The 19,945-nt window shown below is 66.0% G+C and carries 14 protein-coding genes; 6 read left to right on the forward strand and 8 right to left on the reverse strand.

Features of this window, described 5'->3' with window-relative positions:
* Positions 1-40: 40 nt before the first annotated feature.
* Together U873_RS0118855 and U873_RS0118860 are read right to left on the reverse strand one after the other, a co-directional pair.
* Positions 41-1,114 (reverse strand): ornithine cyclodeaminase, encoded by a 1,074-nt coding sequence (locus U873_RS0118855; RefSeq protein ID WP_025129715.1) that lies wholly within the window; start codon positions 1,112-1,114, stop codon positions 41-43.
* 56 nt (positions 1,115-1,170) lie between these two features.
* Positions 1,171-2,199: a histone deacetylase family protein gene (locus U873_RS0118860; protein ID WP_025129716.1), complete on the reverse strand. Its 1,029-nt coding sequence runs from the start codon at positions 2,197-2,199 to the stop codon at positions 1,171-1,173.
* 124 nt (positions 2,200-2,323) lie between these two features.
* Here U873_RS0118860 and U873_RS0118865 point away from each other — a divergent pair, with 124 nt between their 5' ends.
* On the forward strand, positions 2,324-2,821 hold the full coding sequence (locus U873_RS0118865) for an Lrp/AsnC family transcriptional regulator (RefSeq protein ID WP_025129717.1): 498 nt from the start codon (positions 2,324-2,326) through the stop codon (positions 2,819-2,821).
* A gap of 78 nt (positions 2,822-2,899) precedes the next feature.
* Here U873_RS0118865 and U873_RS0118870 read toward each other — a convergent pair whose 3' ends face one another.
* The 4 genes from U873_RS0118870 to U873_RS0118885 are packed head-to-tail and all read right to left on the reverse strand — an operon-like array spanning position 2,900 to position 10,839.
* Entirely contained in the window at positions 2,900-3,553 is a 654-nt protein-coding gene (locus U873_RS0118870) for a response regulator (protein WP_025129718.1), read from the reverse strand.
* A gap of 58 nt (positions 3,554-3,611) precedes the next feature.
* The gene (locus tag U873_RS0118875) at positions 3,612-6,770 is read right to left on the reverse strand and encodes a hybrid sensor histidine kinase/response regulator (protein WP_256244513.1); all 3,159 of its coding nucleotides are present in this window, start codon (positions 6,768-6,770) and stop codon (positions 3,612-3,614) included.
* Positions 6,771-6,775: 5 nt separating this feature from the next.
* Positions 6,776-8,044 carry an EAL domain-containing protein gene (locus tag U873_RS0118880; protein ID WP_025129720.1) on the reverse strand — a complete coding sequence of 423 codons (1,269 nt, stop codon included), beginning with the start codon at positions 8,042-8,044 and terminating at the stop codon, positions 6,776-6,778.
* A gap of 2 nt (positions 8,045-8,046) precedes the next feature.
* Positions 8,047-10,839, reverse strand: coding sequence for an ATP-binding protein (locus tag U873_RS0118885; protein WP_256244515.1), 2,793 nt, complete (start codon positions 10,837-10,839; stop codon positions 8,047-8,049).
* Positions 10,840-11,041: 202 nt separating this feature from the next.
* Here U873_RS0118885 and U873_RS0118890 point away from each other — a divergent pair, with 202 nt between their 5' ends.
* A complete protein-coding gene (locus tag U873_RS0118890) occupies positions 11,042-14,164 on the forward strand; it encodes an autotransporter outer membrane beta-barrel domain-containing protein (RefSeq protein WP_177330291.1) in 3,123 nt (1,040 codons plus the stop codon).
* Here the strand turns inward: U873_RS0118890 and U873_RS0118895 are convergent.
* Positions 14,146-15,108, reverse strand: coding sequence for an SDR family oxidoreductase (locus U873_RS0118895; RefSeq protein ID WP_025129723.1), 963 nt, complete (start codon positions 15,106-15,108; stop codon positions 14,146-14,148). The two genes, U873_RS0118890 and U873_RS0118895, sit on opposite strands and share 19 nt — an antisense overlap.
* 92 nt (positions 15,109-15,200) lie before the next feature.
* On the opposite strand from U873_RS0118895, the gene U873_RS0118900 reads away from it, so the two are divergent.
* The 3 genes from U873_RS0118900 to U873_RS0118910 all read left to right on the forward strand — a co-directional run bounded on the left by U873_RS0118900 (position 15,201) and on the right by U873_RS0118910 (position 17,277).
* Positions 15,201-16,106: a LysR family transcriptional regulator gene (locus U873_RS0118900; protein WP_025129724.1), complete on the forward strand. Its 906-nt coding sequence runs from the start codon at positions 15,201-15,203 to the stop codon at positions 16,104-16,106.
* An 87-nt stretch (positions 16,107-16,193) separates the two neighbouring features.
* Positions 16,194-16,742, forward strand: coding sequence for a dihydrofolate reductase family protein (locus tag U873_RS0118905; RefSeq protein WP_025129725.1), 549 nt, complete (start codon positions 16,194-16,196; stop codon positions 16,740-16,742).
* On the forward strand, positions 16,735-17,277 hold the full coding sequence (locus U873_RS0118910) for a TetR/AcrR family transcriptional regulator (protein WP_025129726.1): 543 nt from the start codon (positions 16,735-16,737) through the stop codon (positions 17,275-17,277). Before U873_RS0118905 ends, U873_RS0118910 begins: the two co-directional genes overlap by 8 nt.
* Here U873_RS0118910 and U873_RS0118915 read toward each other — a convergent pair.
* Positions 17,274-18,068, reverse strand: coding sequence for an ATP-grasp domain-containing protein (locus U873_RS0118915; RefSeq protein ID WP_025129727.1), 795 nt, complete (start codon positions 18,066-18,068; stop codon positions 17,274-17,276). The genes U873_RS0118910 and U873_RS0118915 overlap by 4 nt on opposite strands.
* Before the next feature lie 232 nt (positions 18,069-18,300).
* Here U873_RS0118915 and U873_RS0118920 point away from each other — a divergent pair, with 232 nt between their 5' ends.
* Positions 18,301-19,920: a serine hydrolase gene (locus U873_RS0118920; RefSeq protein WP_025129728.1), complete on the forward strand. Its 1,620-nt coding sequence runs from the start codon at positions 18,301-18,303 to the stop codon at positions 19,918-19,920.
* Positions 19,921-19,945: the final 25 nt, after the last annotated feature.

The following is a 19,945-nucleotide window of genomic DNA, read 5'->3' on the forward strand; positions in this document are numbered from 1 at the left end:
TGAGTCGGGCGCCGTGCCGGGCGCCCGGTTCAACTGCCCGTCAGCCGGCGGCGATCTGGCGCGGCACGCTTGCTGCCGGCGCCACCGATGCTTCAGGGCTCGGCGCAATCAGTTGGTACAGGTCCTTGATGTCGCTCGGCGTGGGCACCAGGTGGATCGGCTCGCCAATGGCGTGTTCCCGGGCCAGGTCATGCAGGTAGCGCAGGGACGAGAAGTCTTCCAGGGCAAAGCCCACCGAGTCGAACACCGTGATCTGCTCGGCCCCTTGCCGGCCCGGCTCCAGGCCCTGGGCGATGCGGAAGTATTCGGTCACCGGGAAGTCCTTGGGCAGTTGCTGGATGTCGCCTTCGATACGGGTCTGGGGTTCGAACTCGACGATCACCCGGGCCCTGCGCAGGATCTCGGCGTGCAACTCGGTCTTGCCCGGGCAGTCGCCGCCCACGGCATTGAGGTGCATCCCGGGCTCGATCAGGTCGGGGGTGAGGATGGTGGCGTAAGCCTTGTCCGCGGTCACCGTGGTGACAATGTCCGCGCCCTTCACCGCCTCGCGCACCGAGTGGGCGACGATGACCTCAAGGTCCGGCCAGGCCTGCAGGTTGTGCTTGAGCTTGCGGGACGCGGCAGCATCGATGTCGAAAATCCGCAGCTGCTTGATGCCGAGCATTTCATGGAAGGCGATGGCCTGGAATTCGCTCTGGGCGCCGTTGCCGATCAAGGCCATGCAGCGTGACTCCGGGCGCGCCAGGGACTGGGCCACCAGGGCCGAGGTGGCGGCCGTGCGCACTGCCGTGGTCAGGGTCAGTTCACTGAGCAGCAGCGGGTAGCCGCTGTCGACATCCGCCAGCACGCCGAAGGCCATCACCGTCAGCAACTGTCGGGCGGGGTTGCCCGGATGGCCGTTGACGTACTTGAAGGCGTACTGGCGGCCGTCGTCGGCGGGCATCAGCTCGATGACCCCGGTGGCCGAGTGGTTGGCGGTGCGCGGGGATTTTTCGAAGGCGTCCCAGCGCTGGTAGTCGGCCTGGATGTACTCGGCCATTTCGCGGATCGCCCGGCCAATGCCCAGGCGTGAATACAAGGTCGCGGCGTGATCGACATCGATGAACAAGGTCATGTTGATTTCCCTCTCGTCAGAACGTTGAAAATGGCTGGAAGCCTGGTTGTGATGGGCTAGCGGTCGGCATGGCCGTGCAGCACGTTGACCGCGTTGATGCCGATCTCGTCCACCATGTAGCCGCCCTCCATGACGAACAGCGTCGGCACGCCCACGCTGGCGATGACCTGGCCCATGGCGAGGAAATCCTGGCTTTCGAGAAGGAAGTGGCTGATGGGGTCGTCCTTGAAGGTGTCCACGCCCAGGGACACCACCAGCAGCTCCGGGGCGAACGCCCGCAGTTGCTTGCAGGCCTGCGTCAGTGCCTCGCGGTAGCGCGGCCAGGTGGTGTTTTTTGCCAGGGGAAGGTTCAGGTTGCAGCCTTCGCCGGCCCCTGCGCCGCGCTCGTCGGCAAACCCCGAGTAGTAGGGGTAGGACACGGCCGGATCGCCGTGCAGCGAGACGAACAGCACGTCGCTGCGATCGTAGAAGATGTTCTGGGTGCCGTTGCCGTGGTGGAAGTCCACGTCCAGCACCGCGACTCGCCGGGCGCCCTGGGTGATGGCGTGCTGCGCGGCGATGGCGGCGTTGTTCAGGTAGCAGTAGCCGCCCATGTATTCCCGGGCGGCGTGATGGCCCGGCGGGCGGCACAGGGCAAAGGCGCTGTCCTGGCCTTCGCCGATCAGGGCCAGGCCGGTGAGGGCGATGTCGGCACTGGTGCGCACGGCCTCCCAGGTGGTGGCGGTGATCGGCGAGCCGGCATCCATGGCGAAAAAGCCGAGCTTGCCGTCGATGACTTCGGGCACCTGCTGGTTGGCCAGGTCGCGCACCGGCCACACCAGGGGCAGGGCGTCATGGCGGCGGCCGCTGGCGCTCCATTCGCTCCAGGCATGTTCCAGGAAGGCCACGTAGCGTTCGCTGTGGGCGGCGACGTAGCAGGAACGCTCGAAGCGCCGCGGCGCGATGATCTCGCCGAGCCCCACGTGCCTGACTCGGTCGCGGACCGTATCGGCCCGGCTGGGTTGCTCGAACGACGGCTTGAGAACGCCATCCTTCAACTCGGTGCCATGGTGCAGGCGATGGGACTCGCTGAAGACGGTAAGCATGCTGAACGCATCCATTGTTATTGTCCGGTGCAAATAGTTTGTTCCGGCATGGCTGCGATTTCTTTGCTTTTTGTTCTTGGGAAATGAGAGATTTGGGTAATATTTTCCCCGTGGGTGGCCTGATATGAAAAAAACAACTCGGCAGGTAAACCTGGACGATACCGACCTGGCGATCCTCTCGCTGCTGCAGCAGGACGCGAGCATTTCCAATGCCGAGCTCAGCGAGCGCCTGTCCCTGAGCCTCACGCCCTGCTGGCGCCGGCGCAAGCGCATGGAGGAGGAGGGGGTGATCAGGGATTACCAGGCCAACCTCGACCGACGCCTGCTGGGGCTGGACATCCTGGCGTTCGTGCATGTGCGATTCGCCACTCACTCCGACCAGACCCCCGACGCCTTCGAGGAGGTGATCATGCGCCTGCCCGAGGTCCAGTCCTGTCACAAGATCACCGGCGACGCCGACTACCTGCTGCAGGTGCTGGCCCAGGACCTGGACAGCTACAGCGATTTTGTCGAGCAGGTGCTCAGGCGCCAGCCCGGCATTGCCTCGATCCAGTCGAGCCTGGCCCTGCGCGAGGTCAAGGCCACCAGCCGCGTGGCGATCGGGCTGCCAGCGTCCAGGTGAGTGCGCTCACCCGCTGTTGGCCGGCCCGGGCGCAGGCATCGCCAGCGAACAAGGGGGGCATCGGCCTGCTTCAGGCCCTTACTGGAACTCGCCGGACTCCAGGCAGAAGGCTACCAGGGCCTGGTCGCTGTCCAGGCTGAGCTTGCGGATCGCCGAGATCTTCTGCGCGCTGACGGTCTTGACGCTGCGCTTGAGGTTGGCGGCTATTTGCATCATCGACTCGCCCCGCACGAAATGCCGCAGCACCTCGTACTCCTTGGGCGTGAGGCTGCGCAGGCCGTCGGCCATGGAGCGCAGCGGCGGATTGTGCGGCTCGTGCTGCTGCAGGCTCGGCGGATGGTGGATGCGCCCGAGCCGGACGTTCTGCAGGGCGCAGAGCAACTCGCTCATGTCGTGGCGCTTGAGCAGCACCGAGCGCACGCCGATGTCGTACAGCGCGGCGACGATCATCGGGTTGGACATCATGGTCAGCACCAGCACCTGGACCCGTGGAAAGTGGCGGATGAGGTAGGTCACCAGGCGAATGCCGTCGCCGAATATCTCGTCGCCCTCCATGAAGTAGTCGGTGATCACCACGTCGATTCGTGGGTCGTCCGAGAGTTGCTGGATCAGGGCGCTGGGGGTGGTCACGGCAGCCACCACCTGGTATTCGCGGGTCTTGTTCAACAGGTCGCTGACGGCAGCGAGCACTACGGGATGATCGTCGGCCAAGGCAACTCGGATTTTTTTCATGGTGGACACGATCCATTTTTCTATAGGAAATACGCAGAGGTGCGGGAAGTGCGAGCGGTCAGTCGGGCTGGCTGATGTCCTGCAAGGCGTGCAGCAGCGCCAGGCTATGCGTGCGTTTGGTGGCCGTCAAACCACTCTGGCGCAGGCCTTGTTCCAGGGCTTCCAGCTGCTGGATCAGCGCCGGGTAGCCGGCCACGGCCAGGGATCCACGGATCCGGTGCAGCAGCTGGAAGAGGCGTTCGTAGTCCTGCCTGTCGAGCGCCTGGCGCAATTGTTCGAGATCGACCGTCATGGTGCTGACGAAGAGCTCCCGCAGGTTCCCCGGCAAGGCCCCGGGGGGCGCTGAGGGAGGCGATGCTGGCAAGGGCAGCGGGGGTTGATCGTCCAGCGCCCCATCGAGGCTGGACAGCCGGGCCAGGCTGGCGCGCAGGGTCTGCAGGGGGACGGGCTTGACCAGCCAGGCATCCATGCCGGCGGCCTGGCAGCGGGTTTCCTCTTCGCACATGGCGTTGGCGGTGATGCCGATGATGGGACGGTCATCTCCCGCGGCGCGCAGGGCGCTGGCCAGTTCGTAGCCGTTCATGCGGGGCATGTTGACGTCGGTCAGCAGCAGGTCATAGTCGCCCACCCGCCACAGGTCGAGGGCTTGTGCGCCATCGGCAGCCAGGGTGCTGTGGCAGCCCAGTTGCTGCAATTGCTGGCTCAGGGTTGCCTGGTTGATCGGATTGTCTTCGGCCACCAGCACGTTCAGGCGCAGCGGCGCCAGGGTCGCGAGGTCCAGGGCCTGTTCCTCGGGGCCCGCGGCATTGCGCGGTTCGCGCCCCAGGGTGCGTTCGATCAGGCGGCCAATGGCGTCGAAGCCACAGGCTTCGGCCAGGCCTGCCCCCGAGGCCTGGCCATGGCTGGCGAGGTCGATTCGGATCAGGCCCGTGTCCAGGTCCTCGGCGGGTTCGCAGCTGTCGTCGAACAGCCGCAGAAGGATCCCCGGGTCATGGGGCCCGGGAGTCGAGCCGTCAAGGGGCGTGGCCCGGGCTCCCCACTTTTCCAGCCATTGGCACAGGTTGCGGGTGAGTTCGTGATGGGGGCTTTGCACATGGACCCGGGCGCCATCGAGTGCTGGCGCAGGCTCGGTGAGAGGCTCGGCCACCACCGGCAGTGCAAGCTGCAGGGAGAAGCTGCTGCCCAGCCCCAGCTCGCTGGTCACGCGGATCTGGCCGTGCATCAAAGCCGCCAGCCTGGCGCAGATGGACAGGCCCAGGCCGGCGCCATGCACGGTGTGGGAGTGAGCATCGATCTGATAGAAGGGGATGAACAACTGCTCCTGTTCTTCCTTGCCAATGCCGATGCCGGTGTCCGCCACCTGCAGGCACAGCAGGACCTGCCCCTGGCTGGCCTGCTCGGCGCGGGCACGGACTATCACCTGCCCCGAGTGGGTGAACTTGACCGCGTTGCTGATCAGGTTGGTGAGGATCTGGCTGATCCGCCCGGCATCGCCGAGCAGGGCCGGTGGCAGCGTCGGATCGACCAGGGAAAACAGCAGCAGCCCCTTGTTCCGGGCGCTGTCGATGAAGCTGGCGGTACAGCGCTGCACCAGGGCCCGTGGATCGAACGATTGGCGGCTCAGGGACAACTGGCCGGATTCGATGCGGGTGATGTCGAGGATGTCGCTGATGATCTGCAGCAGCAGCCCGGAAGACACCTGGATGCGTTCGAGCAACTGCTGCTGCTCGCCGTCCAGGTGGGTCAGGCCCATCAGTTCCAGTGAGCCGAGGACACCGTACAGTGGGGTGCGGATCTCGTGGCTCATGGTGGCGAGAAACACCGACTTGGCGCTGTTGGCCTTGTCGGCCGCCTGTTTCGCCTGGGTCAGTTGGTGTTCCATCTGGGCCCGTGCACTGAGGTCGGCAAAGGCACAGATCAGCACTTCCTGGTTGCGGTAGCGGGTCGGCGCGTAGGCAATGTAGAACGAACGGCCGTCGCGGCTCTGGTAGTTCTCGACCTCGCCGGGCTCCCTGGCCTGGCTGATGCGCTCCAACAACGAAGGCTCCAGCCCGCTGTCACTGAGTGCCCGTCCCGTCCGGGCGCAGAACCACGTGAGGGCCAGATGGTTGGCGAAGACCACGTGGCTGTGCTCGCGGCTGAGCACGCACAGGGCCACGGGGGTGGTCTCCAGCAAGGTGCGGCTGAACTGATCGCTTTCCACCAGTTCGGTGTGGGCCCGCTGCGCCGGGAGTATCACTCGTCGCTGGTACCAGCGGGCATAGACGCGGCCGGCCAGGGGGCTGAGCAGCAGCAGGAGGAGGACGCCGAGCAGGGGCCAGGGATGGCCAAGGAACAGGGTCCGGTAGCTCAGCAGGTAATAGCCGGTCCAGTTCGCGCCGGCATCGTCGATCCGGAACAGCAGGCCGTCGCTGCGCAGGTTGATCCCGCGGCTGATGGTCGTGGGCAGGGGGGATTCGCCCATCAGCAGGCCGTCGCGTCGGCTTTGCAGCCAGAAGGCATCGTAGAAGTACCGTTGCTGCGGCCGGGCAAAGACATTGATGCGCTGGCGGTGGGTGAGGGCGGCGGCAAAGGCGTTGCCGCTCTCGACCCCGTCGCCGAGGGCCAGGTTGTGCAGCGGGACGACGGCGATCATGTGCTCTGCAAAGCCCTTCGGACGGATCCAGCGGATGCCGTCGCTGCGGGGGGCGCTGGTGCGTATCGCGTTGATGCTGGCCAAGACCAGGGACGCAGGCAGCTGGGGCAGGCCGCTGCCGATGGTGGGCACGGTGAAGGTGGTGCCGGTGCCGGCGTCTACCACCAGCAGCACCGAGGCGGGAAAGCTGGAGCGCACCCAGAAACTGGAGTACAGGTCCGCCAGGTAGCGCCCGAGCCCCGCGGCCCGGTCATTGTTCAGTGGGCAGTGCTCGAGGTCCTCGCAGACCAGGGTAAAGGGGGTGTCCACCGCCGACGGTGTGCCCTGGAACAGGGCCATGCCCAAGGCATGGGCGGGCTCCATGGGCCGAAAAGTGCGCACCGAGTTGGTGGGGACGCTGGTGTCCTCGAGCACCGGCTCGCTGAGCAGGCGCTTGAGCAGGGCCTCCTGTTCGGCCATGTAGCGGGTCAGCAGCTCGAAATCCACGGTGATCCGTTCCTGTTCCTGCTGGATGATCCGCCGACCGCCGAGGAACAGCGCGCTTCCCATGAACAGCAGTAGCGGCAGAATGACGAACAGCACGAGGTTCAGTCGCCGGAAGTTTTGCGCGATGCGTCGTAGTGGGGTATCTGGCATGGGGGAGGGGACGCTGGCCGGATGGATGAGGAAAAAGGTGGTACCGCAGTGCATCCCAGCAGTTGTGTAAAAGCGTCCAGCTCCAGTGCCGGAGAAATAAGGTAGCCCTGGGCGCTGTCGCAGCCGATGTGCCGCAGGAACTCCAGATCACGGGCCGATTCTACACCTTCAGCCACCACTTCAAGGCCCAGCTGCCGTCCGAGCTGCACCGCGGCCATCAAGGCCGCGGCCCGGGAATCGTCGGCTGCTGCGCCATGGACGAAGTGGCGATCGATCTTCATTTCGGTAAACGGCGTGGAGATCAGGCTGTACATCGAACTGTAGCCCATGCCGAAGTCGTCCTGGGCCAGGCCGAAGCCTTTGAGGCGCAGGCGACTGGCGCCCATGTGGTATTGGCCGGGGGACAAGGGCCGCTCGGTCTCCAGCAGTTCAAAACAGATATCGCTGGTGGCCAGCCCCGAGGCGAGGGTGATCTGTTGCAGCAGGTCCGGCAGCTCGGGGTCGTCCAGCAACCCGGTGGGCAGGTTCACCGATACCGTGATGCGGTAGCCCAGGTGCTGCCAGTGCTGCTGCGCCTTGATGGCATCGTCGAGCATCAGCAGCAACAGCTCGCGATCCAGCTGGCAGCGGCTGATGGACGCCAGGAAGGAATCGGGCATGAGCAAGCCGAAGGACGGGTTGTGCCAGCGCACCAGGGCCTCGGCCCCGACGATCCGGCCACTGCACAGCGAGCGGCGTGGCTGGAAACGGGCCTGCAGTTCATGGCGCTCGATGGCGTGTTCCAGGGCCTGGTGATCAAACACCGAGGCGTGCTCGAGCCGGGGCGGCTGGGAGCTACCGGTGCCAATGATGGCGCTGAGCTGGACGATGTGCGCCGCTTCCAGGGGCTTGGGAAAGCTGCCCAGCACCGCCAGGCCCTGCTCCTTGGCCATCAGGCTGACGCTGTTCATCAACCGTCGCGGGCAAGAGGAGACGATCGCCAGCATCGGTACCTGCTCGATGCCGGCCAGGGCATGGATGAACTGCACACCGTCCATTTCCGGCATGTGCAGGTCCACCAGCACCAGGTCGTAGACCTGCTGGTTCAGCATGGCCAGGGCCTGGCGCGCATCGAGGGCGCTGTCCACCGGACCGAAGCCGGCGTCCTGCAGCAGTTGGCGGGCGCGCATGCAGTGGATCGGGTGGTCGTCCAGCACCAGGACACGCAGGGGCTTGGGCATGCTCACATGACTTTCCTCTTGATGGATTGCAGCACTTCGCTCAGGGCGTCGAGCGGCACCGGCTTGATCAGCAGATGGCGGATTCCGGCAGCCTCGCAATGGCTGCGCAGTGTCGGGGAGAGTTCCCCGGTAATACCGATGATCGGCCCGTCAAAGCCCCGCTCACGCAGGGTGCGGGCGAACGACAGGCCGTCCATGTGCTCCATCTGCAAGTCGGTCAGGACCCCGTCGAAGGACAGCAGGTCGCTGCACTTCAAGGCTTCGATGGCACTGGCACAGGCCACGACCCGATTGCCCAGGTAGCGGCCCTGTTGAACGATCACCTGCAGGGCCAGGGGGCTGTCGTCCACCGCCAGCAGCTTCAGGTCCAGGCCCGGCGCCAGGGCTGCCGGCGGCGCGAAGCGGCGCTCACTGACGATCCCGGACTGGGCCTGGGCCACGGCGTTGCGCAGGCTGTCGAGGCTGAAGGTCCGGGCGATCCAGTGGTCGCCGGCCTGCCGTTGCGGCGGGCCCATGCCGGGGGCATGCATGATCACCCGCGGGCCGGTCCACGACGTCGCCTTTGACGGTCCGAGGAAGGCTTCCACCAGCACCGCCTTGCGTCCCGGGGAGTTGCGGCCGGTGCTGTAGGGCATGGCCAGGGCGCCCCAGCGGCGCAACCAGTGACAGAGGTTGAGGACCACTTCCTGCACATCCCCTTGCACATACACCGGGGTCACGCCCAGGTGCGGCTGTTCGGAATCGATGGCCTCGGTGCAGCTGTGCAGGCGCAGCCTGAAGCTGAAACTGGAGCCCAGGCCCGGTTCGCTGATGGCCGTCAGCGTGCCTTGCATCATGAACGCCAGCCGTTCGCAGATGGCCAGGCCCAGCCCGGTACCCGAGGTCTTCTGGCCCAGCCAGTTGGGCACGCGGTAGTAGGGCTCGAACAGGCTGGCCTGGAATTCCGGGGCGATTCCGGGGCCGGTGTCTACCACCTGGAAGCGCAATTGCGCAGCTTGCTCGGGCAACGGTTCCAGGTGCAGGCGCAGCACCACATGGCCGGACTCGGTGAACTTGATGGCGTTGCTGACCAGGTTGTTGAGGATCTGGCGAATCCGCCCGCCGTCGCCGAGTACCCGCTCCGGCACGTCCGGGTCGAGGACCACATAGAGCCGCAGGCCTTTGCCGCGGGCCCGGGCCGAGTAGCTGAAGGCGACTTCTTCCACCAGTCGCACCGGGGAAAACGGCGCGGTGTCGAGGGTCAGCCGGCCGGACTCGATCAGCGACATGTCGAGGGTGTCGTTGATGGTCCGCATCAGCACCGAGGAGGCTTGCTGCGTGGCTTCCAGGTAGTCGTCCTGTTGGGGCGTGAGGGCCGTGGTACGGAGCATTTCCAGGGAGCCGAGGATGCCGTACATGGGGGTGCGGATCTCATGGCTGAGGGTGCTCAGGAACAGGGTCTTCTCGCGGTTAGCCTGGTCCGACAGCTGCTTGGCCTGGAGCAGCGACTGCTCGGCCAGCTTGAAGTCGGTGATGTCGTTGATGCAGCACAAGACCGCGGCCACGCCGTTGTAGCCGGTCGGGGCGCAGCTCAGTTGTATGAATCGGCCATCGTCCAGGGCATGGTCGATGGCGCGGGCCTGGGGCAGGGGGGCGTCGAGGATCTGTGCCCGCAGTTCGGGGACCGAGGCCAGCCAGCGCCGGCCCGACTCGTTGGACAGGATCATCCGGCCATTGTCGCGGCGTATCAGGCACAGGCCCACCGGGGCCACCTCGATGAAGCGGCGATTGAGGGAAACGCTGTCGGTCAAGGCGCTGTAGTGACGCACCGAGGGCTCTACCAGACGCAAGCGGATGTAGCGCGCGCCGAGAAACACCACGGCAAACAGCAGCAGGGTCACCAGGCCGGTGGTGGACAGGGACGCTGCGCTGTCCTGCAGCAGTTGGCTGATCGGCGCGTAGTACACCAGGCGCCAGCCGGCGTTGCCCACGGACTTGTTGAGCACGATGTAGTCGGGCAGGCCCTGTTGCCGGTGCAGGCCGAAGGAGTCCTCGTTGGCCTGGAAGCGCGACAGGCTGCCGGGGACCTGCCAGGAGTTGCTGTGCAGCACCACTGCACCCTCGGCGTCATAGAGCACGTATTTACCCTGATGCAGCCCCAGGGGATCGAGGGCCAGGTCGATCTCGTTGAACGACAGGCCGAGCCAGCCGTCGGTCGCCAGGTGCAGGTCCAGCGGGCGCAGCAGGTACACCTGTTTGGTGCTGCCGTCCTCGGCGGTGGTCCAGGACCACAGGGTTCGTGCGCCGGGATGCTGCTCCAGCAGCTTCCGTGCGGCTTGCTGATCGAGGGTTTTCAGCCATTGCGGATCGACACGCGGCTCTCGGCTGCCGGCGGCGCCCGCGCCCGCGCCCGAGAGCCCGTGGAGGCCACGGACAATCCCTTGCTCCGGCACCAGGTACAGCAACTGGCTGCGGGTGCTGTCGATCTCCACCAGATCCCATGCGGTGAGAATCAGGGTCCAGTGCGGCAGCGCAGGATTATCACTCAGTGGCCATACGCGTAATTGGTCATTACTTGCAAGAAATTCCTTGTTTCCTGAAGTAAGGCGATTATCGGTAGTGTGCACGGCTGAAGAGATAATCGCCTTGAGCAGACTCTCTCGCTGATTGAAGAACTGCTGTGCGTTAAATGCTGCAGCGTTCATCTGCCGTCGATAGCCGGAGAGGGTTTCATTGAGTGAACCATGAATCACGAAGCCGGCGATGATGAGGATGCTGGACAGCAGGCTGACCATGAACAGACGCAGCAAAACCACCGGGATACGGGGGCCGGAAAAGTGACTGGTGACAGGGGGTAGATGGGCTTGGGTTGGCATTGGCCCATGATAAAGAGAAGATTCTCGGCTTCTCTTCAGAAAATTCTTAATAGAGGGTCTTTAAGAAGATTCTCATTTGTTAGTTGATCTTGTGGGTTAACTATTCAGGCCTCTTGTGCTGTAACACAAAGGCTTGAAAGTTATGAACCTGGTTAAGAAAACGCTAAGTGTGGCGATCAGTTCGGCGCTGTCCTTGCTGACTGTTTCCATCCAGTCCGTGCAGGCGGCCGACTATCAACAAATCGACCTGTCCTCGTCGCAGGGCCAATCCCTGACCCTGGACGATGCACGCGTGGACTTCACCGGATCAGGCGCCGCGGTGCGCGTCAGCGGTGCTCAGAATTCGCTGCAGGGCAAGGGCTTCGACATCCATGCCACGGCGGCCACCACGCGCAATGCGGTGGTGGGGGTGCGGGTGGATAGCGGGGGCAAGGCCGATCTGAGCGACGTGCGGATCACCACCGGTGGCTCCGATGTCGCCGATGGCGCGTTGTCCACGGGGACCGGCAGCCGCTTGACGCTGACCGATGTGCAGATAGAAGCCAGCGGCAGCCAAAGCCGTGGGGTGGTCGTTACGGCCGGCGGCCAGGCCGAGTTGTCCGGCGGCTCGATCACCACCTCGGGCAGCCAGGCCGATGCGCTGTCGGCCAGCGACAAGGGGTCTGTGCTCAAGGCGTCGGACATGACCCTGACCACCCAGTCGACGGGCATGGCCCTGGCAGTCAGCGCTTCGAACGGTGCGGCCATCGAGTTGGCAAGAGTGACCGTCAAGTCCGAGGGTTTCATGGGCGCGATGTCGGCTCGCGGGCTGGGCTCCTCCATCAGCGCCGATGGGGTTCACGTCACCGCCAGCAATGGCCGGGGCATCGAGGCCAACAGTGGCGCCCTGACGTTTCGCAACGGCAGCATCGACGCCAAGGGCGATGGCATCATCTTGAGCAGCCTCTACCAGACCCCGGGGGGGACCGCGGTGGTGAGCCACAGCACCATCACCTCGCAGAACGGCTACGGCATCAACGTCAACGCCAACCAGGCCGCTGCCGACCTGGACAGCGTGCAGATCACTACCCTGGGCGACTATGGTTCGGCGATCTGGATGCCAGGCAGCAACACTCGGGTCGACATCAAGGACAGCATTCTGCAGACCCGTGGCCAGCAGGCCGTGGCCATCGACAACCGTGGCGGCGTGTTCACCATGGACGGCGGTTCCATCAGCACCCTGGGCAACAACGCCCATGCCCTGTACGCCTCGCCGGACAACCCCGGCAGCCCAGGCGCGGTGTTCAACGTCAGCCGCGTGCAGATCGAAACCAGCGGCCGGGGCGCCGTTGGGGCACTGGCGCGGATGGCGGGGGCGAAGGTCAGCCTCAGTGACAGCAGCATCGTCACCCACGGCGCTTCCGCCTACGGCCTGTTTGCCTCCGGTCGCGGCGCCAGCGTGCAACTGACCGACAGCCAGGTGCTGACCGAGGGCGAGACGGCCCATGGCCTGGCCATCAGCAACAATGCCACCTCGCAGCTCAAGGGGTCGAGCCTCAAGACCACGGGTGCGGGCGCCAACGGTATCGTCAGCTACGCCACGGGCAGCGGCGTGACGAACAGTGTCGAGGTCGATGGCAGTTGGATCGAGACCCAGGACGGTGCGGGCATCCTGGTCAATGGCGGTGGCCTGAGCACGCGCTTCACCGACAGCACCCTGATCGGCCGCAGCGGCAGCCAGCCAGGCACCGCGCTGTGGATCACCGACCGGGCGGGCGGGGTGCTGGCCGATGCGGTGCAACTGGACGCCGTGCGCTCGAACCTGTTCGGTGATGTGCAGGTGGACGCCGGCAGCCTGCAACTGTCCCTGGCCGACCACTCCAGCCTGGACGGGGCGATCAAGGGGGGCAGCCGTGATACCCAACTGAGCCTGGACGACAGCAGTCGCTGGATGCTGCGCGGTGATTCACAGCTCACCCGCCTGACCAACAACGGCGTGGTGGAGTTTGCCGACCCCGGGCTGGGGGGCGCCTTCAAACAGTTGCAGGTCAGCGGCGACCTTGCCGGCGACGGTCATTACATCATGAACACCGACCTGGGCCAGCAGTTGGGCGACCGCCTGATCGTCGGCGGCCAGGTCACCGGCAACAACGATATCCTGGTGCGCAACTCCGGTGCCGAGCCCGATGCCGAGGGCCAGAGCCTGACCCTGGTGCAAAGCGCCGGCGGCCCGGGCTCGTTCAGCCTGGCCAACCGCGGTGGCGTGGTGGACGCCGGGACCTATCGCTACGGTCTTGCGGCCGACACCCAGGGCAACTGGAACCTGGTCAACGTCGGCCGCAACCTGCCGGAGCCGGGACCGGACAACCTGTCCACTGGCGCCAGCGCGGCGGTCAACAGCAGCGCCATCGCCACCTTGCGGGCCACCTGGGATGCCGAGCGCGCGACCCTGGTGCAACGGGTGGGCGAGCTGCGCCAGGGCAGCGATCGCCAGGGCCTGTGGATCCGCGGTTTTGGCCAGCAGCAGTCCCTGGACAACGGCGTCGGCCGCACCTTTTCCCAGCAAGTGCAGGGCACCCAACTGGGCATGGACACCCGGCTCGACACCGCCGGCGGCACCCTGGTGCTGGGCGCGCTGGCCGGCTACAGCCAGACCGAGCGCAACTTCAAGAGCGAGGGCAGCGGCAAGCTCGACAGCTACCACCTGGGCGGCTATGCCACCTACCTGGATGACTCGGGCTGGTACACCGACACCTTGCTGACCCTGAACCGCTGGTCCACCCGCCTGGATGTGTGGGGTACCGACGGCGCCAAGGTCTCCGGGCATTCGCGCAGCAAGGGCGCGGGCCTGTCGGTGGAAGCCGGCAAGCAGATCGACTTGGGCGACCACTGGTTCGTCGAGCCTCAGGTTCAGGTCTCCATGCTCTATGCCCGTTCCGACAACTACCGCCTGGACAACGGCCTGCAGGTGCAGCCCGGCGAAGGCCTGTCGACCCAGATCCGCAGCGGTGCCCGGGCCGGGCGCAACCTGCAGCTGGACAACGGCACGCGCTTGCAGCCCTACCTCAAGGCCGGCTGGATCGAGGACCTGTCGGCGCAGAACAAGGTGCGCACCAATGGCATCGCCAGCCGCCCCGATGGCAGCGGCGGTGGCTGGTACGCCGGGGCTGGGGTGACCGGCGAGCTGAGCCGCAAGCATCAGCTGTATGCCGAGGTCGAGACCAGCGAAGGCTCGAATATCGACCGGCCCTGGGCTGCCAATCTCGGTTACCGCTTCACGTTCTGAGGGGCACTGGTGGTCGCCGCCAATGTCTGGCGCACCCCTTCGGCATAGGACGTCTTGGCGATCGGCCCGAGCAGGCCTTGCAGGGCCGAATCGTCGAGGATCAGCGGCGAGCTGATCAGGTAGTGCATTTCCACCATCTCGCGCAGCAGCGGATCGAACAGCCCCAGCAGGCGCAGCAGGGGCTTGCCGATCACCCGCTGCTTGAAGGGCGCACCGCCGTGCTGCCGGATCAGCTCCAGCAGCTTGCGCTGGCTGGTAACCCCGGCGCCGCCCAGGTGCCAGGTCTTGCCGAAGGCTTCGGGCTGCCGGATCAAGCGGCAGACCACCGGCCCTACGTCCGGCACGAAGACAAACTCGTGGGGGCAGTCCAGGGGCCCCACCAGGTTCGCCGTGCCGCCCTGGAGCGCAGCTTGGAATGCACCGTGCAGCAGGCTCTTGTCGACCCCGGGCCCGTAGAAATCCGGCAGGCGCAACACCGTGGCCTGGATCCACCCCTCGGCATGGGCCTTCCACAGCAGGTCTTCCTGGGCCTTGCGCATGCGGCCCTTGAAGCTGTTGGGCTGGCGCGGATGGTGCTCCGCCACGGGATTGCCCTGGGCCATGCCATAGGGATACACGGTGCCGATCAGCAGGATCCGGCGCACCCCGGCGGCGATGGCGCCGTCCAGGGTCTTGCGCATCAGTTGCGGGTGCAGTTCGAAGCGCCAGTAGTCCACCCCCACCAGGTAGATCAGGGTGTCGATGCCGGCCGCGGCGGCCTCGACCGAGGCGGGCTGGTCCGGGTCCCAGGTGACCGGCTCGGCCAGCGGGTCGGCGCCATAGGCCTGCAGCAGGCTGCTCTGGCTGCGGCCCACCACGCGGTAGGGCTGGCCCTGGCTGCGCAGGGTGCTGGCAATGCTTTGGCCGATGGCGCCAACGGCGCCGAACAGGGCTACTTGGGGCATGGCGGGGTTCCTCGTGGATGAACAGGGCTTGCAGAGTGCGAGTTCCTCGGCTAAATGGAAATTGCCCAGTCTTTGATGGTTTCTATAAAAAAATGCATACCCCTGCGGACACTCCCCCCAACTGGGACTGGTACCGGACCTTTCTCGCGGTCCTGGACAGCGGTTCCCTGTCTGCCGCCGGCCGCGCCATGGGCCTGACCCAGCCCACGGTGGGGCGGCACATCGATCAGCTGGAAGCGGCCCTGGGCCTGAAGCTGTTCACCCGCTCCTTCGACGGTTTCGCCGCCACTGAAGCGGCGCTGGAACTCAAGCCCTACCTGCTGCAAGTGGCGGCGGGCGAGGCAGCCTTGCGCCGAGTGGCCAGCAGCCATGGCGCCGCTGTGCAGGGCAGTGTGCGGATCTCGGCCAGCGAAATCATTGGCGTCGAGGTACTGCCGCCGATTCTCGCCACCTTGCGCCAGCAGCATCCGCAACTGGTGGTGGAGCTGGTGCTGTCCAACCGTGCCGACGACCTGTTGCAACGCCAGGCGGATATCGCCGTGCGCATGTTCCGCCCGACCCAGGAAGCGCTGCTGGTGCGCCGGGTCGCCGACATCGAACTGGGCCTGCATGCCCACCGGGACTACCTGGCACGCCAGGGCACGCCGCGGGAGCTGGAGCAGTTGGCCGAGCATGGGTTGATCGGTTTCGACCGTGAGACCGCGTTTATCCGCCGCATGCAGCAGCAATACCCGCAGTTCAACCGGGGTGCTTTCGCCTGGCGCAGCGACAGTGACCTGGCGCAGTTGGCGGCATTGCGCGCGGGGTTTGGCATTGGCGCCTGCCAGGTGCGCCTGGCCGATAACGATCCGCGCCTGGTGCGGGTCCTAGCGGAGCAGTTTGCACCGCGCCTGGAAACCTGGGTGGCGATGCATGAGGACCTGCGCGACAGCCCGCGCTGCGCGGTGACCTTCGCCGCACTGGCGCAAGGGCTGGCGGCCTACGCCGAGGGCGGTTGACGGCCGGGAGGCAGAAGCCGCTTGTCAGCGGCTGCCTGTAGGGGTTTATCATACGCTGTATGTTTAGGCTTTCAGGAGGCAACGCCCATGGCATTCGGCAAGGTTTTCATCGCCACTTCGGTGGATGGTTTCATCGCCCGCAACGACGGAGCCATCGACTGGCTGCCCAGTGGCGAATCCGGCGAGGACTACGGCTACGGCGCGTTCATGGCATCGGTGGACGGGATTGTCATGGGCCGTGCGACTTACGACAGCGTACTGGGTTTCACCCCCTGGCCGTTCGACAAGCCGGTGGTGGTGCTCAGCCGCACCCTCGGCGCGCAGGACCTGCCCCAGCGCCTGGAAGGCAAGGTGCGGATCAGCGCGGTGCAGCCGCTGGAACTGGTGGCGCAGTTGCAGGCCGAGGGCTGGAAAACCGCCTACATCGATGGCGGCACGCTGATTCAAGCCTTTCTCCAGGCCGGCCTGATCGATGAAATGACCCTGACCCGGGTGCCGGTGCTGCTGGGCACGGGCCGCCCGCTGTTCGGCGCACTGCCCCAGGACCTGCGCCTGCACTGCATCGACTCCAGGCGGTATGCAGACGGGCTGGTCAGCACCCGCTACCGAGTGGAACGGGACGGCACCCATGGCTGACCGACCCAAGCGCAGCGGCCGTCCCGCAGCGGGGCGCGAACTGAGCCTCGATCAGGTTCTCGACGTCGGCCTGGAACTGCTGGAAGAACTGGGCCCCCAGGGTTTCGGTGGCCGGGCCCTGGCGCGGCAACTGGGGATCACTCCGATGTCGGTGGCCTACCACGTGGGCGACCAGCGCAACCTGATGCGCCTGCTGGTGGAACGGGTGCACGCCGAGCCGCTGGCGGAACCGGACCCGCCGTTGCCGCCCGCGGGTCATATCCAGGCGCTGCTGGAGGCATACATGAGCCGGGTCCGCCGTCACCCGGCGCTGACCCTGTGCATCCTCGGTGACCCGCAGCTGTTCGGCGGTTCCCTGGCCGCCTTCAGCCAACGCCTGCGCCAGGCAGTGCGGGCCTTCGATGCAGACCCGGTGCTGTTCGACCTGCTGGTGGACTACAGCCACGGCCACGCCCTGGCGCTGGCCCTGGCCGGGGAGGACGCGCAGGCGCTGGAGGGGGCTTTCGAGGCGGGGCTGCGCCGCTTGCTGCGCTAAGCCGCTGTTTGCAGCGCGCCGGCGAGCATCGCGGCGAACCGCTGGGCCGGCCATTCCTTGCGGTCCGACACCTGGCCGTCGCCGACCTCGACTAGGCGCAGCACGCCGTCGGCCCGCAGCACCAGATCCACCGAGAAAAATCGACTGTCGATCAGGGCTGCGCATTCGTGCACCAGTGCCGGCACTTCACCGCTGGCGCCGTAGGCCTGGCCGTGGAGCACGAAATAGCGGCGCTCGGTGTCATCCAGATACTCCTCGCGACGCCTGACGCAGACACCGCCCTCGATCTGGCCGCGATACTGGCGCATGCGCTCGATCAATGGCGCGATGTCCGCCGGGGAGTCCACCAGGCTGCCGCTGCCGGTGTTCAGTGATTTGACGTAGTCCTTGATGAAGTACCCCGGCCAGTGGAGGTCCGCCAGGGCCTGGGTGAAGTCGGCATCGGCCGTCAGCACCCGGGTTTCGCAGGTGAAGCGGGCCAGCCGCGGATACCACTGCGGCAAGTGGTGGCAGCCCCGGTAGTCGGCCACCTGGGTGAAGGCGTCGGCGCCCAGGCGCTGCAGCTGCGCCACCAGTTCGCCGTAGCCTTCGGGCGTCAGCATCCAGCCGCGGTACAGCACCTGGGCACCTTCTTCGATGGCCGGCCGCGGCCGGAAACGGCCGCTCTCGAAATCCTCGAAGCAGAACAGCGAAGCGCTCAGGCCAGCGGCCAGAATCGCCTGGTATTCGTCGAGGTATTGCTCGTCCGGGCGCTTGGGATCGAAGGGGTCGCTGGGGTACAGAAGGTGCATGGCGAGTCCTGCCAGTGAGGGTTTGCCCGGGTCCATGGACGCCGGTGAAGTGGCACGGTGGCCGATGATAACGGGATTCTCCCGGGCAATCCTCTCGGCTTGGATGTTCGTTACATCCCTGCACCTTTGTTCACAGAAAATCACCAGAGCACGACAGATTCCAACACCGCTGCTGGGGATACTGGCGCCTGCTCCGCTGGAGCGCCAAGGACCGACGCGACTGGAGAACCCCATGCGTACACTGTTGACCGCCGTGCTGATCTCGACCCTGGGGGCGGCCTCTATGGCTCGTGCCGACGCGCTCCCGGCATTCCCCGCGGTGTTCGCGGACATCCCGGCCGACCAGCCCGGGTGCGCCGCGGGGGTGATGCGTGGCGGCCAGCTGATCTGGAGCGCGGGCTATGGCGCCGCCAACCTGGCCAGCGGCGCGGCGATCCAGGCCGACACCCGGTTCAACCTGGCGTCGGTGTCCAAGCAGTTCACCGGTTTCGCCATCCTCCAACTGCAAGCCCAGGGGCGCCTGAGCCTGGAAGACCCGGTGCGGCGTTTTCTGCCTGAGCTGCCGGCCTATGCCCAGGGCATCAAGATCCGCCACCTGCTGCACCACACTTCCGGGCTGCAGGACTACATGCTGCTGGCCGAGCTGGCGGGGATTCCCCTGACCCAGCGCTTTACCCAGCAACAGGCACTGGACCTGCTGGTGCGCCAGGACAGCCTGATGTTCGCGCCCGGTAGCGAATTCAGCTACAGCAACAGCGGTTACCTCCTGCTGTCGAGCATCGTCGAGCGAGCCAGCGGCTTGCCGCTGAAGCACTACTCCCGGGCGAACATCTTCCTGCCCCTGGGCATGGATCACTCAAGCATCGTCGACCAATACCCGGTGCAGTTGCCGAACCTGGCCCGGGGCTATGAACCGGACGCGCAGAGCAAGGCCTATGTGGCGGTTGAGGCGCGCTGGGAACAGACCGGCGACGGCCAGGTGCACAGCAACGTGGCGGACCTGATGCGCTGGCTGCGCAACCTCTCCACCGGGCGGGTCGGGGGCAAGGTTCTGGTGGAGAACATGCGCCAGACCGAGCCCTTCAACGACGGTGACCCGGGCTACTACGGCGCGGGCCTCGCCAACCGCAGCTACCGCGGCCTGCAAGAGCTGTCCCACAGCGGCAGCTGGGCTGGTTTCAGCACCGATGTGGCCTGGTACCCCAAGCTCGACGTGGCCACTGTGGTCCTGTGCAATCTGGACGATGGCCGGGCCTCGGAGCGCGGTCACCAATTGCTCGATACCCTGCTGGGCTCGCCGGCGCCGTCTGGGGAAGCGGACATTCCGGCGCCACCCCCGAGCATCCGGGCACTGCCCAAGGCCTCGCTGAAAACCCTGGTGGCCGGCACCTACCTGGGCGATGGCGGCCATCAGTTGCAGCTGCGGCGCAGCGGCAAGGAGTGGATCCTGGAAACCTTTCCCGACGTCCTGCCGCTGACCCGGCAGAGCGATGAGGTACTGGCGGCGGACAACGACGGCACCCCGATCTACCTTGCGGCGACCTCGGGAGGGCGGATCGCGCTCAACAACCCGGCCTCGACCTATGCCCTGGCCCCGGCCTGGAAGCCCGAGGATATTCGCCCCTACGTCGGCCTCTATGCCCTGCAGACCAGTCCCGGGCAACTCAAGGTCTATGCCCGGCACGGCAAGCTCTATATGCGTATCGGCCAGTACACCTACCCGATGCAACCTTTGACCGCAGAGCGTTTCAGCGCCGGAGAACTGGGGGTGATCAGCTTTGCCGAGGAGCGGGCGGTGCTGACCAGCAGCGTGGCGCGCCATCTGCGGTTCAGGAAGGTGCCGCTGCAGTAAGGTCTCGGTCGCGAGGGTTTGCCTC

The organism is Pseudomonas sp. PH1b, from assembly GCF_000633395.1.
GTDB lineage: Bacteria > Pseudomonadota > Gammaproteobacteria > Pseudomonadales > Pseudomonadaceae > Aquipseudomonas.